Source organism: Pseudomonas mandelii (genome assembly GCF_900106065.1).
Lineage (GTDB): Bacteria > Pseudomonadota > Gammaproteobacteria > Pseudomonadales > Pseudomonadaceae > Aquipseudomonas > Aquipseudomonas mandelii.
This window is the reverse complement of sequence record NZ_LT629796.1, coordinates 1,096,389-1,111,654: the sequence shown is the minus strand read 5'-3', so window position 1 is coordinate 1,111,654 and position 15,266 is coordinate 1,096,389. Positions and strand designations below refer to the sequence as shown.

Below are 15,266 nucleotides of genomic sequence, written 5' to 3'. Positions count from 1 at the left end.
AGGCGCAGCGCCGGGGTGATGGGCTGCGTCTTGAGACAAGCAAGGATTATTCCTGATTCTGACGGATACGCCAGCGACATTGGTCGTTTATCAGTCTTGAACAAGCATGGGGTGGAAGAGTTAGAATGGGATCCAATTTTGCGCGCGGACTTCAATTGCCACATGCCTGTCCTGACTGAAGGTGTCCCAGATTTGCAGCGAGGAGCTGCACTGGAACAGGAAGAGCTGTTTCCCATCCGTGAAGTAGCGCGCCTGACGGGTATCAACCCCGTTACGTTGCGGGCATGGGAGCGACGATATGGCCTGATTCAGCCCACACGCACCGAAAGCGGGCATCGGCTGTACTCGATGGCGGATATCGAAAAGGTCCGCAGCATTCTCGGCTGGATCGATCGCGGCGTCGCGGTCAGCAAGGTCGGCAAGATACTGGCCAAGACCGAGCCGCTTAAAGCCCTGGCGAAAATCATTCCCGACGAACTCGTTCAGGCCGACTACGCCCAGTGGCAGCAGGAGGTTCAGGTGGCGGTGACGGCGTTTGACGAGGTTAAGCTGGAGCAAGTCTATGGACAGATTTTTTCCAGTTACCCCCTGACCGTGGTGTTCCAGGACATCCTGATGCCGATCTGGAAGCTGATGCTGCAGCGCCATCACGCGTTCGGTCAGACCAGCGAATGGCTGTTTCTGGATGGTTTCCTGCGTTCTCGTGTGTTGCAGCGCATGTTGCTGGTGCGCGTCATGCAGCCTCGACGCGTGATTGTCTGCGCCTTGGCCGATCAGGCTCATGAACTCGAAGTGCTGGTCACGGCGCTGTACCTGAGCAGTGTCGACTCGGCTATTCAACTGCTGGCGATCGGTCAGCCCTTCGACGAGTTGACCCTGGTTTGCGAGTGTATCAAGCCCACGGCACTGGTGCTGGTGTCCAACCACGCGCCGGCCCCCGAGTTGCCTCGACGTCTGAATCGACTGGCCTTGAGCCTGGATTGTCAGTTGCTGCTGGCTGGCGATGCGTCGGACCTGGCACAGGACAGCCTGGCCGGATCGTCGATCGGTTGTCTGGGAAATGAGGGGATGGTGATGCGTCAGCGTTTGAAACAGTTCCTGGCAGGAAACCTGGATACCTGAGATCAGATGTGCAGGGCGGGATGTGTCAGACGATGTTGCTGAAGGATGTACTGACGCAGACGTTCGGTCTCATCCTTGTCGCTCTGGCTTAATTCGTAAGCGTAGAAACCTTGCTCGGTTTCACGCTCGAAGGTGCCGCGCAATGCAATCCGCTCATAGCCTGACGGACTGAACCACAACGCGAAGTGTTTGGGCGGTTTGGTCTTGTTGCGAACTTCCAGCAAAACCCCTTTGAACGATATTTCATGCACCCACATCGTGCCGGGCTGGCCTTTGGCATTTTCCAGTGCCACCGGCTCTTCAAGCGTCAGGCGCCATGGTCGTACCATTGGCCCGTCTTCATAAATACTCGGCACGCCCAGACGCAAATGCAGCGCATGAAATTCGTCTTCCACCAGATGCAGCGGAAAGGTCATTTGCTGGTTTTCGAAGTTGGCCTGGATGGTGACTTGCTCATGGGCCGCCAGGCGCGTGAGCAAATCACGGATTTGCGATCCACCGTTGACGAGCAGACTCGACGTCGCATCCCGCACATTGAGCTGGGGGTTGTGTTGCATGGTCTGGATAAAATCCAGCTCATCCTGTGTCAGGAGTGCGTCGCGTTGCATGGCTTGCTCGAAAGGAATAGTTACAAAGTCATCGGTGATTGTAGTTAATGACCATTAATTCGCTGTTTTGTTTTTACCGTTCGTCGCTTTAAGCGCGGCAAGCTCGGCCTGCATCTCAGCCAATTGTGCTTCCAGTTGCGCAACTCGCTGCTGTGCCTTGACCTGCACCGTAACGTCTTTCTGCACGCCTACAAAATAAGTTTGCCCATCGCTTTCGTTCTTCACTGTAGAAAGGGACAGTTCATTCCAGAACGGGGTGCCGTCCTTTCGGTAGTTTCTCAGGATTTCCCGGCAGGAGCCGCCAAGGGTCAACGCTTTGCGAATTGCGGTGAGGGCTTCTTTTTGATCCCGGTCACCGGCCTGCAGGAAACGGCAATCCTGGTAAAGAATTTCTTCGCTGGTGTAACCCGTCAGCCGCTCGAACGCCGGGTTTACGTAAATCAGGATGTTGTCCTGGTCACCTTCCTTTTCGGCAATCACGATGCCGTCGTTGGAGGCGTTGATTACCATTTGCAACAGTTGAGCGTTGATCATCGGAGAATCCTTTCCGTATTGATAGGGATTTGCATTCTAAAAGATCAAACGAGCCCGTGCTGTTAATATCTGTGTCTTTTACAGCTTCAGGATCGATTGATGAAAGTTGCCATCATTTCCGGCTCGGTGTACGGCACGGCAGAAGAAGTTGCCCGCCACGCCGCCTCTCTTTTAAACGGCGCGGGTTTCGAAACCTGGCACAACCCGCGCGCGACACTGGCCGATGTCCAGGCCTTCGGCCCGGAAGCATTTCTGGCGGTGACGTCGACCACCGGCATGGGTGAATTGCCGGATAACCTGCAACCCCTGTATTCGATGATCCGTGACCATTTACCTGCTGCCTGGCGCGGTTTGCCGGGGGTGGTGATCGGCTTGGGCGATGCAAGTTACGGCGATACGTTCTGCGGCGGCGGCGAGCAGATGCGTGAGTTGTTCGCCGAACTGGGCCTGCGTGAAGTGCTGCCGATGTTGCGTCTGGACGCCAGCGAAAGTGTGACTCCGGAAACCGATGCCGAGCCTTGGCTGGCCGAGTTGATCAGGGTGCTGCGGAGCTGACCGGCCGCTCGCGCAGCAGGGCAAGCCAGGCTTGTGCAGCCTTCGACAAGTACGCCCCCTGCCGCCAGATAAAGGCAATGTCCCAGCGTAACGAATCCGGGGCATTCAAGGTCAGGCGCACCACGCCTGGCCGCACCAGCCCACGCGCCACCACGCTGGGCAGCAGCACCACGCCTTGGCCGGCGGCCACCAGTGCGGCAAGAAAATCCGCCTGGCCGCTGCGCCCACCTTCCTTGGGTGTGAACCCTAGCTGATGACAAGCCTGCAGCAACCGGTCGTTGAGCACGAAGCTGCGCTGATACAGCAGAAACGGCGTATCGGCCAATTCCTCCAGTCCGATCACTGTCTTGGTCGCCAACGGATGATCGGCGGGCAGCAGCGCATCCAGCGGCTCATCGCAGAAAGGCTGAAAGGCGAACTGCGGATCCTTCGGCAACAGACTGCCACCGAGTTCGAGCTCACCACTCAACACCGCCTGTTCGATGTTCAGGCTACCGCCCTCCAGTAACTGAATGCTGATGTTCGGGTAGCGCCGCCGGTACTCGGCAAACAGCCCGGCGAACAGCGCGTCACTGCCCAGCAGCGGCAGTCCCAGACGCAATTCCCCGCGAGCCAGTTGGCTCAAATCGTCCAACTCACTGAGCAACTCGTTGCGCAGCCGCAGCATGCCTTCGGCCCGTTGCAGCACCACGCTGCCGGCGGCGGTCAGGCGCAGCTGCGACCCCAAACGTTCGAGCAACGGTGTGCCCAGACTTTGTTCCAGCTGAGCGACCTGCTTGCTCACCGCTGATTGGCTGATGTGCAGAGTCTTGGCGGCTTGGGTGAAACCCCCTTGGTGCATCACTTCGACGAAGCTGCGTAGCTGCTTGAATTCCATGCGCCTGATTCCAGATTGGAATAGAGCCGAGTCTAACAATTCGTTTCGGGGATAGCAGCCCGCTCCGTAAAATGAGCATCTGTGAGGACCGAAACCATGAATTCATCCATCTTCAAACGCCTGGCTCGATTGACCGCTGAACTGGCCGTGCTGCTCGGCATCTACCTGCTCGGCTGCGAAATTGCCGCGGGGTTGGCTTGGCCGATCCCGGGTGGCGTCATCGGCATGGCGCTGTTGCTGCTGGCTTTCGCGGTTGGCGGGATCAAACCGGCGGCGTTGCAAATGGGGGCCGGCCTGTTGATGGCCGAGATGCTGCTGTTTTTTATTCCTGCGCTGATGAGCCTGCTCGATTACGGCAGCCTGATGCGCGACGACGGTTGGCGGATTCTGCTGGTGATCGGCGTGAGTACGCTGATGGTGATGCTGGTCACCGCGTTTACCGTGGAAGGGGTGGTGCGGTTGCGGAGGTCCCATGAAGCTTGAGCTGATGCCGATGTTCTGGCTGGCCTTCACGCTGTCGGCCTATTTATTCAGTCGCTGGATCTACCGGCGCACCGGGCGTTATCTGCTGTCGCCGCTGATTCTGGTTCCGGCGCTGCTGCTGGCCCTCGCTGTGCCGCTGCATACCGCGTACTCGGAGTATTCGAGCAACACCCATTGGCTGATGTGGGTGCTGGGGCCGGTGACCGTCGCGTTCGCCGTGCCGATCTGGCAACAGCGGCAGATGCTGATGCGGTATTGGTCGGCGTTGTTGCTCGGAATGCTGGCGGGCAGTGCGGCGTCCATCGGCACCTCGTTCGGTCTGGCCAAGGCGCTGGCGCTGGACAGTTCGGTGACGATGTCGCTGGTGCCACGCTCCATCACCACGCCGTTTGCCATGCCGCTGGCTCACGACCTCGGTGGCGTGCCGGAACTGACGGCGGTGTTCGTGATGTTCACTGGTGTGTTCGGGGCGATGCTCGGCGGCATTCTGCTGAAGTGGCTGCCGTTGCGCAGCGCCCTTGCGCGCGGTGCGTTGTTTGGCGTCGGCGCGCACGGTGCCGGTGTCAGTCGGGCCCATGAAGTGGGCGGTGAGGAAGGCTCGGTTGCGGGGCTTGTCATGGTTCTGACAGGGCTTTTGAACCTGTTTGCCGCCCCCTTGTTGGCGGCGGTCCTTTGACATGGATCCAGTCTTTCTCCTGAACTGACTCGTTAGGCCACCAAGCTGGCTGCCAATGCAACTACGCGAAATCCGGGGGCGACTAGACTGCGGTAACGACAGTAAAACTATAAGAACAGGAGGTCCTTGCCGTGAAAGTTGCTCCCGTCCAATCCCCCCAGAGTGTCAAAGACCAGGTCAGTGCCGCCGAGTGGCAGACCCGCGTCGACCTGGCGGCCTGTTATCGTCTGGTGGCCTCCCATGGTTGGGACGATCTGATCTTTACGCATATCTCGGCCAAGGTGCCGGGCACCGAAGATTTCCTGATCAACCCGTTCGGGCTGATGTTTCACGAGATCACTGCGTCGAGTCTGGTCAAGGTCGATCAGGCCGGCAACAAGCTGATGGACAGCCCTTACGAAATCAACCCGGCGGGTTACACCATTCACAGCGCCGTGCATGAAGTGCGTCACGATGTGGTGTGCGTGTTGCACACTCACACCGCTGCGGGTGTGGCGGTGTCGGCACAGAAGCAGGGCATTCTGCCGATCAGTCAGCAGTCATTGTTTGTGCTGTCCAGCCTTGCGTATCACGCCTACGAAGGCGTTGCCCTGAACCATGAAGAGAAGGCGCGCCTGCAAGCCGACCTGGGTGAAAACAATTTCCTGATGCTGCACAACCACGGCCTGCTGACCTGTGGCAGCACCATCGCCGACACGTTCCTGATGATGTTCACCTTTCAGCGCGCCTGCGATATCCAGGTGCTGGCGCAGAATGGTGGCGCCGAGCTGATTGCTATCGAGCCGCAGATTCTGGCGGGCGCCAAGGCAATGATTGCCGGCGTGACCAAAAGTGCTCAAGGGATGGGCGGCGCGTTGGCCTGGCCGGCGTTGCTGCGCAAACTCGATCAACTAGACCCGGGTTATAAATTCTAATGGCACTTGCCGAGATCCCCCTGTGTGTCTGGCGAAAGCGCGGCCAGACGTTCGTATTCCGTGGCCAGACCATCCATTACTGGACGGCGGGGCAGGGTGAGCCGTTGCTGCTCATCCATGGTTTCCCGACCGCCAGTTGGGACTGGCATTACTTGTGGCAACCGCTGGCGCAGCGCTATCGGGTAATTGCCTGCGACATGCTCGGCTTCGGCGACTCGGCCAAACCGGTCAACCATGAATACAGCCTGTTGGAGCAGGCCGATCTGCAACAGGCGCTGCTCGCGCACCTGAACGTCGAACAGCCGGTGCATGTGTTGGCCCACGATTATGGCGACAGCGTGGCTCAGGAACTGTTGGCCCGGCATTACGAGACGCGCGTCGATATCGCCAGTTGTGTTTTCCTCAACGGCGGCCTGTTTCCTGAAACCCATCGCCCGGTGTTGATGCAAAAACTGTTGCTCAGCCCCTTGGGCTGGATGATCGGGAGAGCTTTTACCCGCGACGGACTGGTGAAAAGTTTCCGGCAGATATTTGGTCCGCACACTCGACCCACCGAAAGCGAGATGGACGATTTCTGGGGCCTGATCGACAGCAATCACGGCCCGCGAATCATGCATAAGCTCATCGCTTATATTCCTGAGCGGCGTGTTCAGCGCGAGCGTTGGGTCAGCGCCATGCAGCGTGGCGAGGTTCCGCTGCGGGTCATCGATGGTGAAGTCGATCCGATTTCCGGCGCGCACATGGTCAAGCGCTATCGGGAACTGGTCCCCAACCCGGACACGGTGCTGCTGCCTGATATTGGCCATTACCCGCAGACTGAAGCGCCGGCGCAGGTGCTCAAGCATTATCAGGCGTTTCGGGATCGGCTGATTTCTCCGCCGCGCAGGGCGGCCTGTTCCTGACTATCCCCCAGCCTTATCAAGCACTATTCAGCTTTACCTGTGTTTATTGTGACCAGCAGCCTGGTGCCTGACACTCGGACGTATTGTCCTTGGTCTGCTGGAGTTCCCCCCATGAATGAGTCTGTGCGCTTCGAAGATAAAGTTGTGATCGTCACGGGGGCCGGCGGCGGCCTGGGCCGGGCTCACGCGCTGCTGTTCGCCAAACAGGGCGCTAAAGTGCTGGTCAATGATCTCGGCGGCTCGGCGCAAGGGGAAGGCGCCAACGCCTCGGCAGCCGACCGCGTAGTGGCGGAAATTCGTGAGGCGGGTGGCATCGCCGAAGCCAACCACGACTCCGTTACCGATGGCGACAAAATCGTACAGCATGCCCTCGACGCCTTCGGCCGCATTGATGTCGTGGTCAATAACGCCGGGATCCTGCGCGACAAGACCTTCCACAAAATGGACGACGCCGACTGGGACCTGGTTTACCGCGTCCACGTCGAAGGCGCCTACAAAGTCACCCGCGCCGCCTGGCCGCACATGCGCGAGCAGAACTATGGCCGGGTGATCTTCACCGCATCGACTTCGGGCATCTACGGCAATTTCGGCCAGTCCAACTACGGCATGGCCAAGCTTGGCCTCTACGGCCTGACCCGCACACTCGCCATCGAAGGTCGCAAGAACAACATCCTGGTCAATGCCATCGCGCCCACCGGCGGCACTCGCATGACCGAAGGCCTGATTCCGCCGCAAGTTTTCGAGCAACTCAAGCCGGAACTGGTGAGCCCGTTGGTGGTGTACCTGGCCAGTGAAAACTGCCAGGAAACGTCCGGGTTGTTCGAAGTCGGTGGCGGCTGGATGGGCAAGGTGCGCTGGGAACGTAGCCTGGGCGCCGGGTTTGATCCGCGGGTGGGCTTCTCGCCGGAGGATGTGGCGGCGCAGTGGGAGCAGATTTGTGATTTCGAAGGGGCGGCGCATCCGAAGGACAATATTGAGGCGCTTAAAGAGATGATGGGGAATTTGCAGAGGTATTCGATTTAAGAGTGTAAGGGGAGCAAGCATGAATGCTTGCTCCCTTATGTTTATTCTTCGGGTTTGAAGCCTGGTTTGCCATTTATGTTTCGCCATGATTTAACTTTCGCAACGATAGCTTCGGGTGTTGATTCTTCGTCTGAATCTGCGTAGTAAATCAAGTCGGAGCCGTCGGGGTGCTCTGTTAGTTCTTCAAACAAAAGTACTGCATCAATCTGTTCCTTCTCTGTCGGGTATTCTGATTGGCAGATTCTGGAAACGAACTTAAGGAATTCTGTTTCGGTGTAGTCGGAGAGGTCAAAGAGGCTCATGTCATTTATCTCCTTTGTGTATTTCTGAGTGTCGTTTCGGGGTGACGATTCGGATGTTGTCCATGTCAAATATCTCGCCATCTTTTGAAATTTGGTTCACATGGTGTAGCTCAAGTATTCCTGTTTCAACGCATTGGAAGTGGCTTTTATTGTATTGAGATTCTGGTAGTAAACCGCTATGCCGTGTCCGTGTGGGCCCGCAATCACTTCGGTCGCTGTTAGCGGTATAGGTGTTATGTGATCGGGTGCTTGTCCGATCGTATGGACAGGCACACTGATGTCTAGGAAACCTGGTCTCGGTGGCTTTTGCATATTCATATCCTTTTGAATGTGCAGGGCGATTTAGAATGGGCGCGTTGTTGGTATGTCTTTTAATAAAGTCGAGTTGTTGCATCGTGCCCATAAAGGTTACAACCAAAACCAGAAAGTCTGGGTCCGAGAGATGTGTGGGCTGTTACATACAGGGTTGAGAGAAGTTTCGATGCGGCAGGAATAAAGACGCGAATGTCTTTCGCGTAAAGAGATGTTTCTTATGCGGTTATAGGAAATATCTTGCAGGAGATTCTTCAGCGAAAATCCCCATCGCCATCCCCAAAACCCTCGCCCATAAAAAAGGCCGCTGCAAACGCAGCGGCCAAAGCAAGACGTTGGATCAAGGAGCTACAAATCAACGTCAGTGAACACAGGGCGATCAATCGAAAAAGCGTCGATTCATCTGGATTCTGTCGCCAATGGCGTGGACTGAACGCACGCCATCGATTCGCGCTTTCTGGCGGTTTGCCGTGAAAGCCCGGCAAGAATAAGCCGTTGAGCTGAAAGGAAAAACAGCGATTCACGACATGCACTGTTGCAGTCTAAGCAATAGTCCCACGCGCCACGTCCCCTGTAGCAGCTGCTGCCATGCATTCTGCTGATAGTCCCCCATCCAGCCCATCCATACCCCGCGCAAACCCCCGCCCCATCCGGCTATTCATCCTTTAGAGGTACACCACGAATACCTCCTTGGTGCGCTTATCGCTCCCAACGTGCGGCAGTAGGGTGGGGCCTTCTGTCACTCACCGGGGAAGACGCATGACAAAAACAACAATGCGCGCCATCTTCACACCGCAAGCGCTGGCCGCTGCGGTTGCCTTGGGCTGCTGTGCCCAGGCGCAGGCTGTTGCGTTCAACATTGGCGAAATCGAGGGTACGTTCGACTCCTCGCTGTCCGTCGGCGCGAGTTGGGGCATGCGCGATGCCGATAGATCTTTGGTGGGCACCGTCAATGGCGGGACCGGTCAGTCTTCGACCGGTGATGACGGCCGGCTGAACTTCAAGAAAGGCGAAACCTTCTCCAAGATCTTCAAGGGCCTGCACGACCTCGAATTGAAATACGGTGACACCGGCGTCTTCGTCCGTGGCAAGTACTGGTACGACTTCGAGCTGAAGGACGAAGACCGCGAGTTCAAGCCGATCAGCGACAGTGGCCGCAAGGAAGGCGCCAAGTCCTCCGGTGCGCAGATTCTCGATGCCTTCGTTTATCACAACTATTCCATCGCCGATCTGCCGGGCACCGTGCGTGCCGGCAAGCAGGTGGTGAGTTGGGGTGAAAGTACCTTCATCGGTAACTCGATCAACAGCATCAACCCGATTGACGTCTCAGCGTTCCGTCGGCCGGGCGCCGAGATCAAGGAAGGGCTGATTCCGGTGAACATGCTGTTCGCCTCCCAGGGCCTGACTGATCAGCTCTCGGTGGAAGGTTTCTATCAACTGGAGTGGGACCAGACCGTCGTCGACAACTGCGGCACCTTCTTCGGCAACGACGTGGTGGCGGATGGTTGCAACAACAATTACACCGTCGGCAGTCCGGCGATTGCACCCTTGGCGCCCTTGGCATCGGCTTTCGGTCAGCCACTCCAGGTGACCCGCGAGGGCCTGGTCGTTCCCCGGGGTGGCGACCGTGATGCGCGGGATTCCGGGCAGTGGGGCACAGCATTGCGCTGGCTCGGTGACGACACCGAGTACGGCCTGTATTTCATGAACTACCACAGCCGCACGCCGACGGTCGGCACCACCACGGCCGGCCTGTCGACACTGGCCAGCCTGCCGGGGATGGTGAGTGTGGCCAACCGTCTGGCGCCGGGCAGCGGTGCGGGACTGGCGCAAAGCGTGATGCTGGGGCGCGGTCAGTACTACCTCGAATACCCGGAAGACATTCGCCTTTACGGCGCAAGCTTCTCCACTACCTTGCCGACCGGCACCGCGTGGAGCGGCGAGATCAGCTATCGGCCGAATGCACCCGTGCAGGTCAGCACCAACGACCTGACCCTGGCCTTGCTCAACCCGATTGCCGGTGGCGCTGCATCACCGATCGCCACCACCCCGGGCGCTGACAACAAAGGCTATCGCCGCAAGGAAATCACGCAGATCCAGAGCACCCTCACGCAATTCTACGATCAAGTGTGGGGTGCCCAGCGCTTGACCCTGGTCGGCGAAGCGGCGGTGGTTCACGTCGGTGGCCTGGAGTCGCGCAGCAACCTGCGTTACGGCCGCGACTCGGTGTACGGCCAGTATGGTTTCGGCGGCGATACCGACGGTTTCGTCACCTCGACCTCCTGGGGCTACCGTGCCCGAGCGATCCTCGATTACGCCAACGTGATCGGCGGGATCAACCTCAAGCCCAACCTGTCCTGGTCCCATGACGTCGCGGGTTATGGCCCCAACGGGCTGTTCAACGAAGGCGCCAAGGCGGTCAGCGTCGGTGTCGATGCCGACTACCGCAACACCTATACCGCGAGCCTGAGTTACACCGATTTCTTCGGTGGTGACTACAACACCCTGGAAGACCGCGATTTCCTGGCACTGAGCTTCGGCGTGAACTTCTGATCTGGCTGAGAAGGATGAATTTGATGCGCAAGATGATTCTGCAATGCGGCGCCCTGGCCTTGAGCCTGCTGGCGGCCAACGTGATGGCGGCGGTGTCGCCGGACGAAGCGAACAAACTCGGTACTTCCCTCACGCCGCTCGGCGCCGAGAAGGCCGGTAACGCCGACGGTTCGATCCCGGCGTGGACCGGTGGCCTCCCGAAAAACGCCGGCGCGGTGGACAGCAAAGGCTTCCTGGCTGACCCGTTCGCCAGCGAAAAACCACTGTTCGTGATCACCCCCGCCAACGTCGACAAGTACAAGGACAAACTCTCGGAAGGCCAGGTGGCGATGTTCAAGCGCTACCCGGAAACGTACAAGATCCCGGTTTACCCGAGTCACCGCACCGTGGCCGTGCCACCGGAAATCTACGAGTCGGCCAAGCGCAGCGCGCTGAACGTGAACAGCATCAACGACGGTAACGGCCTGGCCAATTTCACCGGCAACCGCTACTACGCGTTCCCGATTCCGAAGAACGGCGTGGAAGTGTTGTGGAACCACATCACCCGTTATCACGGCGGTAACCTGCGACGCATCATTACCCAGGTGACGCCGCAGACCAACGGCAGCTACACGCCGATCCGCTTTGAGGAAGAGATCGCCGTTCCGCAATTGATGAAGGACCTGGACCCGGAAAAAGCCGCCAACGTGCTGACCTTTTTCAAGCAGTCGGTAACGGCGCCGGCGCGTCTGGCGGGGAACGTGCTGCTGGTGCACGAAACCCTCGATCAGGTGAAAGAACCGCGCCTGGCATGGATCTACAACGCCGGCCAACGTCGCGTGCGCCGCGCCCCGCAAGTCGCCTACGACGGGCCGGGCACTGCCGCTGACGGCCTGCGCACATCCGACAACTTCGACATGTTCTCCGGCGCGCCGGATCGCTATGACTGGAAACTGGTCGGCAAGAAGGAAATGTACATCCCCTACAACAGCTACAAACTCGACTCGCCAAGTCTCAAGTACGACGACATCATCAAGGCCGGCCACATCAACCAGGACCTGACCCGCTATGAGCTGCACCGGGTCTGGGAAGTGATCGGCACGGTCAAGCCGAACGAGCGGCACATTTACGCCAAACGCCACATGTACATCGACGAAGACAGCTGGCAAGTGGCGCTGGTGGATCACTATGACGGTCGCGGTCAACTGTGGCGAGTGGCCGAGGGTCACGCCCAGTATTACTACGATCACCAGACCCAGGCGTACACCCTGGAAGCGCTCTACGACATCATTGCCGGTCGATACATTGCGCTGGGGATGAAGAACGAAGAGAAGCACAGCTTTGAATTCGGCTTCGAAGCCAAGGCGGCGGACTACACGCCATCGGCGTTGCGTGCCGAGGGCGTCCGGTAAGGGCGTTGATACATTCGCAGTGCAGAAGGCGACCGGTGGGTCGCCTTTTTTATGGCTGCCAATCAGCGTTCTGAATACTTCTCAACAAGCGGGTTGGAGAGGGCTAGGGTTGCCGGACAATTATAAATAGGCACGCCGCAATGACCGCCATGACCCCGTGTCTTGACCGTTCTGGATTCCTGCCCCGTCTGTCCTCTCATCACCTGTCGCGTGATCGATTGACCGGTCCCTTGTTAGCGTCCACGTCCCGGGTGAAATTACTCTGCGCGCCCGCCGGCAGTGGCAAGACTGCGCTGCTCGCCGACTGCCTTTTACAGGCGCCGCCGCCATGCCGGGTGTGCTGGTTGCCGTTATCTGGCATAGCGATGAGCACGGTGGATTTTCGTCAGCGAGTGGCAGAAGCGCTGGGGCTGGCTTCGGCAGAAGAGCCGGCGATGCTCGGTGCGCTGGCTCGATTGCAGGCGCCGACCTGGCTGTTTCTCGATGATTATTGCCGCGTTCCGAACCCGGAACTCGATCAACTGCTGGATCGCATGCTGGCCGTCAGCAGCCCGGCGCTGATCTGGTGGCTGGGTGCCCGCCGTCGCCCGCAATGCAACTGGCCGCGGTTGCTGCTCGATGATGAATTGTACGAATGCGAGCGCGCCACGCTGGCCTTCAATCAAACGGAGATTGCCTCGCTGTTGCGCCACCTGACACCGGCCGATGCCAGCACCGCTGCCAGCAAGATTATCCAGCGCAGTGGTGGCTGGTGCGCCGGTGTACGCATTGCGCTGCTGCAAAAATGCGACTGGTCGCGCAACGACCCGCATCACAGCCGACCTGACACATTGCTCGATTACCTCGAACACGAACTGTTTTCCGGCCTGACCCCGGAGTTGACGGAAGCCTGGCGGGTACTCGCGCATTTGCCACGCTTCAACGCTCGGCTGTGCGATCACCTGTTTGGCGCAGGGGAGGGCGCGCAATGCCTGAAGACGTTGCAGGATCTGGGGGGCTTTATCGAGCCCTGGCAGGACTCCGCCGACTGGCTGCAGATCTTCTCCCCACTCACGCAATTGATGCGCGATGAACAATGGCCGGCCGGACGTTCCTGGCATCGCCGTGCCTGTCAGTGGTTTGCCGCCGAGCAGGACTGGAAAGCTGCGTTCGAACAGGCCTTGCTGGCCGAAGAGTTCGAGGTCGCGGTCAGCCTGTTGCAGCATTTCAGTTTCGAGCATTTATTCGAGGAGCAGACCGTCGTGCTGTTGTTGCGGTTGTACGAGCAACAAGGTGACGCGCTGATGTACGGTTCGCCGCAACTGGTCGGGTTGATCACGGCGGCGTCGTTGTTTGCCGGGCGGTTTGAGCAAGCCGCCGATTGCATCGAGCAGTTGTCACGATTCATCCCGCAGCCCTCGGCGATTCTGCAGCGGCAACTGATCGCACGGTGGCAGGCGCAGCAGGGTTGGCTGCTGCATCTTCAAGGGCGGATGGACAGTTCAAGCGCGCATTTTCTCGATGCGCTGAATGTGCTCGGTCCTGACCTCTGGCCTGTGCGCTTGATGTGCCTGTCGGGTTTGACGCAACAGGCCCTGCTCAGGTGCGAGCTCGAAGTGGCACAAGCCATCAATCGCGATGCGTTGTGCCTGGCGCGTGCGCAAGGCTCGCTGGTTTTCGAAGGGCTGCTGGAACTTGATCATGCGCAATTGCTGGAGCAACGTGGTGCTCCTCAGCGAGCCGACCATTTGCTCGCCAACGTTCAGAACATGCTCACTCAACAGCAGCGGATTGCCGAACCCCTGCTGGGGCGAATTGCCTTGCACCGTGGGCGCTTGAGTTTATGCCAAGGCTTGGATACGCAGGCTGTTGCGTGTTTCGAAGCGGGGCTGTCTATCTGTATGCGCAACCACGACAAACGGGTGCTTTACGGTTTCCTCGGTTTGGCGCAGGTGGCGGCCAATCAGCGCGACTATGCCCAAGCATTTGTCTATCTTCGCGATGCCGAGCGCTTGATGCAGCAACGGCAGATTCCCGACACCGTTTACCGCGGTGTGCTATTGCAGATCAGCAGTCAATTTTGGCTACAGCAGGGGCGCCCGGAACTGGCCCATGAGGCGCTCAGTCGAGTACTGCGCCACTATCGTGGCCCGCATGCACGGCAGGCGCCTCCCGCGACCCTGATGTTGATCGCACGGATCGATTATCTGTTGGTGTTGGCAAAGGTCGACCTGCACCAGGCCAAAGACCCGCTGAGCCATTTCGCCGAGGCACTCGAACAATCGCAGCTCGCAGGCATGCTGGCGCTGGAGGTCGAATTGCTGTTCGGCGCAGCCGAAGTCGCGTGGCAGAACGGTGACAGCGTCGGTGCCCGAGATTGGTTGCGCAAAGGGTTGAATCTTTCTGAGCACCATGGGCTTCGCCAAGCGCTCGTTGAGTTGCAATTGCGAAAGCCTGATCTTCTGCCAGTACTGGATGATGGTTGGGATCGTTCGGAAAAAAATCTGCAGGTGAGTGAAGTCAATCCGCTCAGTCAGCGTGAAGTGGAGGTGCTCAAGCTGATTGCTCTGGGCAATTCGAATCAACAAATAGCCGAGCAGTTGTTTATCTCCTTGCATACGGTGAAAACACATGCACGGAGAATTCACGGGAAGTTGGGCGTGGAGCGCCGGACTCAGGCGGTTGCGAAAGCCAAGAGTGTCGGTTTATTGGATTGAAGAGCGCAATACGTTTTATTAAGGGGGAGGCGCCCTCAGAGTGCGAATAGTCGGTTCTGTTTTACGTTGTTTTCAGGTTGGGAAAAATTGCACTGGAAGATGTTTCATCTTATATGTAAGGTCTGGTGTTTTAATGATTGATTGAAGATTGGGGTGAGGCGGTTGTCACAGTGTAAAACTCAGCGGTGGCTGAGTGCGTCGCTTTGTTGTGAGGGGTACGATTTCATCTATTTCGTTTTTTCTTTATGTGTCGCTTCTGTGTTTAAGTTGCTTGTACAAATGTTGAAAGATTTTTTGAGTTTTTAATAATAAGGCGAT

The 15,266-nt window shown here is 58.2% G+C and carries 15 protein-coding genes; 10 read left to right on the top strand and 5 right to left on the bottom strand.

Annotated elements, in window-relative coordinates; genetic code table 11:
* The first annotated feature begins 162 nt into the window (after positions 1–162).
* Positions 163–1,122 (top strand): MerR family transcriptional regulator, encoded by a 960-nt coding sequence (locus BLU63_RS05100; RefSeq protein ID WP_083377244.1) that lies wholly within the window; start codon positions 163–165, stop codon positions 1,120–1,122.
* A gap of 2 nt (positions 1,123–1,124) precedes the next feature.
* Here the strand turns inward: BLU63_RS05100 and BLU63_RS05095 are convergent, their stop codons facing one another.
* Positions 1,125–1,730 carry a hypothetical protein gene (locus BLU63_RS05095; protein WP_010463228.1) on the bottom strand — a complete coding sequence of 202 codons (606 nt, stop codon included), beginning with the start codon at positions 1,728–1,730 and terminating at the stop codon, positions 1,125–1,127.
* A 54-nt stretch (positions 1,731–1,784) separates the two neighbouring features.
* Entirely contained in the window at positions 1,785–2,264 is a 480-nt protein-coding gene (locus tag BLU63_RS05090; protein ID WP_010463226.1) for a PAS domain-containing protein, read from the bottom strand.
* A gap of 99 nt (positions 2,265–2,363) precedes the next feature.
* Between BLU63_RS05090 and BLU63_RS05085 the strand changes: the two genes are divergently transcribed.
* A complete protein-coding gene (locus BLU63_RS05085; protein WP_083375008.1) occupies positions 2,364–2,819 on the top strand; it encodes a flavodoxin in 456 nt (151 codons plus the stop codon).
* On the opposite strand, the gene BLU63_RS05080 is transcribed toward BLU63_RS05085, so the two are convergent.
* Positions 2,800–3,696 carry a LysR family transcriptional regulator gene (locus BLU63_RS05080; RefSeq protein WP_010463222.1) on the bottom strand — a complete coding sequence of 299 codons (897 nt, stop codon included), beginning with the start codon at positions 3,694–3,696 and terminating at the stop codon, positions 2,800–2,802. The genes BLU63_RS05085 and BLU63_RS05080 overlap by 20 nt on opposite strands.
* Positions 3,697–3,792: 96 nt before the next feature.
* Here BLU63_RS05080 and BLU63_RS05075 point away from each other — a divergent pair, with 96 nt between their 5' ends.
* The 5 genes from BLU63_RS05075 (at position 3,793) to BLU63_RS05055 (ending at position 7,694) form a co-directional block, all read left to right on the top strand.
* The gene (locus BLU63_RS05075; RefSeq protein ID WP_010463220.1) at positions 3,793–4,179 is read left to right on the top strand and encodes a CidA/LrgA family protein; all 387 of its coding nucleotides are present in this window, start codon (positions 3,793–3,795) and stop codon (positions 4,177–4,179) included.
* Entirely contained in the window at positions 4,169–4,855 is a 687-nt protein-coding gene (locus tag BLU63_RS05070; RefSeq protein ID WP_010463218.1) for an LrgB family protein, read from the top strand. Before BLU63_RS05075 ends, BLU63_RS05070 begins: the two co-directional genes overlap by 11 nt.
* Before the next feature lie 131 nt (positions 4,856–4,986).
* Positions 4,987–5,769: a class II aldolase/adducin family protein gene (locus BLU63_RS05065; protein WP_010463216.1), complete on the top strand. Its 783-nt coding sequence runs from the start codon at positions 4,987–4,989 to the stop codon at positions 5,767–5,769.
* Entirely contained in the window at positions 5,769–6,671 is a 903-nt protein-coding gene (locus tag BLU63_RS05060) for an alpha/beta fold hydrolase (protein ID WP_010463214.1), read from the top strand. Before BLU63_RS05065 ends, BLU63_RS05060 begins: the two co-directional genes overlap by 1 nt.
* 111 nt (positions 6,672–6,782) lie before the next feature.
* A complete protein-coding gene (locus tag BLU63_RS05055) occupies positions 6,783–7,694 on the top strand; it encodes an SDR family oxidoreductase (RefSeq protein ID WP_010463212.1) in 912 nt (303 codons plus the stop codon).
* 41 nt (positions 7,695–7,735) lie between these two features.
* Here BLU63_RS05055 and BLU63_RS05050 read toward each other — a convergent pair whose 3' ends face one another.
* Positions 7,736–7,996, bottom strand: a complete 261-nt coding sequence (locus BLU63_RS05050; RefSeq protein WP_010463210.1) for a bacteriocin immunity protein — start codon at positions 7,994–7,996, stop codon at positions 7,736–7,738.
* Position 7,997: 1 nt separating this feature from the next.
* The gene (locus tag BLU63_RS33610; protein WP_331716976.1) at positions 7,998–8,390 is read right to left on the bottom strand and encodes a hypothetical protein; all 393 of its coding nucleotides are present in this window, start codon (positions 8,388–8,390) and stop codon (positions 7,998–8,000) included.
* A 677-nt stretch (positions 8,391–9,067) separates the two neighbouring features.
* Here BLU63_RS33610 and BLU63_RS05040 point away from each other — a divergent pair.
* The 3 genes from BLU63_RS05040 (at position 9,068) to BLU63_RS05030 (ending at position 14,948) form a co-directional block, all read left to right on the top strand.
* The gene (locus tag BLU63_RS05040; RefSeq protein ID WP_083375006.1) at positions 9,068–10,861 is read left to right on the top strand and encodes a DUF1302 domain-containing protein; all 1,794 of its coding nucleotides are present in this window, start codon (positions 9,068–9,070) and stop codon (positions 10,859–10,861) included.
* 23 nt (positions 10,862–10,884) lie between these two features.
* Positions 10,885–12,252, top strand: a complete 1,368-nt coding sequence (locus BLU63_RS05035) for a DUF1329 domain-containing protein (protein WP_077750189.1) — start codon at positions 10,885–10,887, stop codon at positions 12,250–12,252.
* A gap of 140 nt (positions 12,253–12,392) precedes the next feature.
* Positions 12,393–14,948, top strand: a complete 2,556-nt coding sequence (locus BLU63_RS05030) for a LuxR C-terminal-related transcriptional regulator (RefSeq protein WP_083375005.1) — start codon at positions 12,393–12,395, stop codon at positions 14,946–14,948.
* Positions 14,949–15,266: the final 318 nt, after the last annotated feature.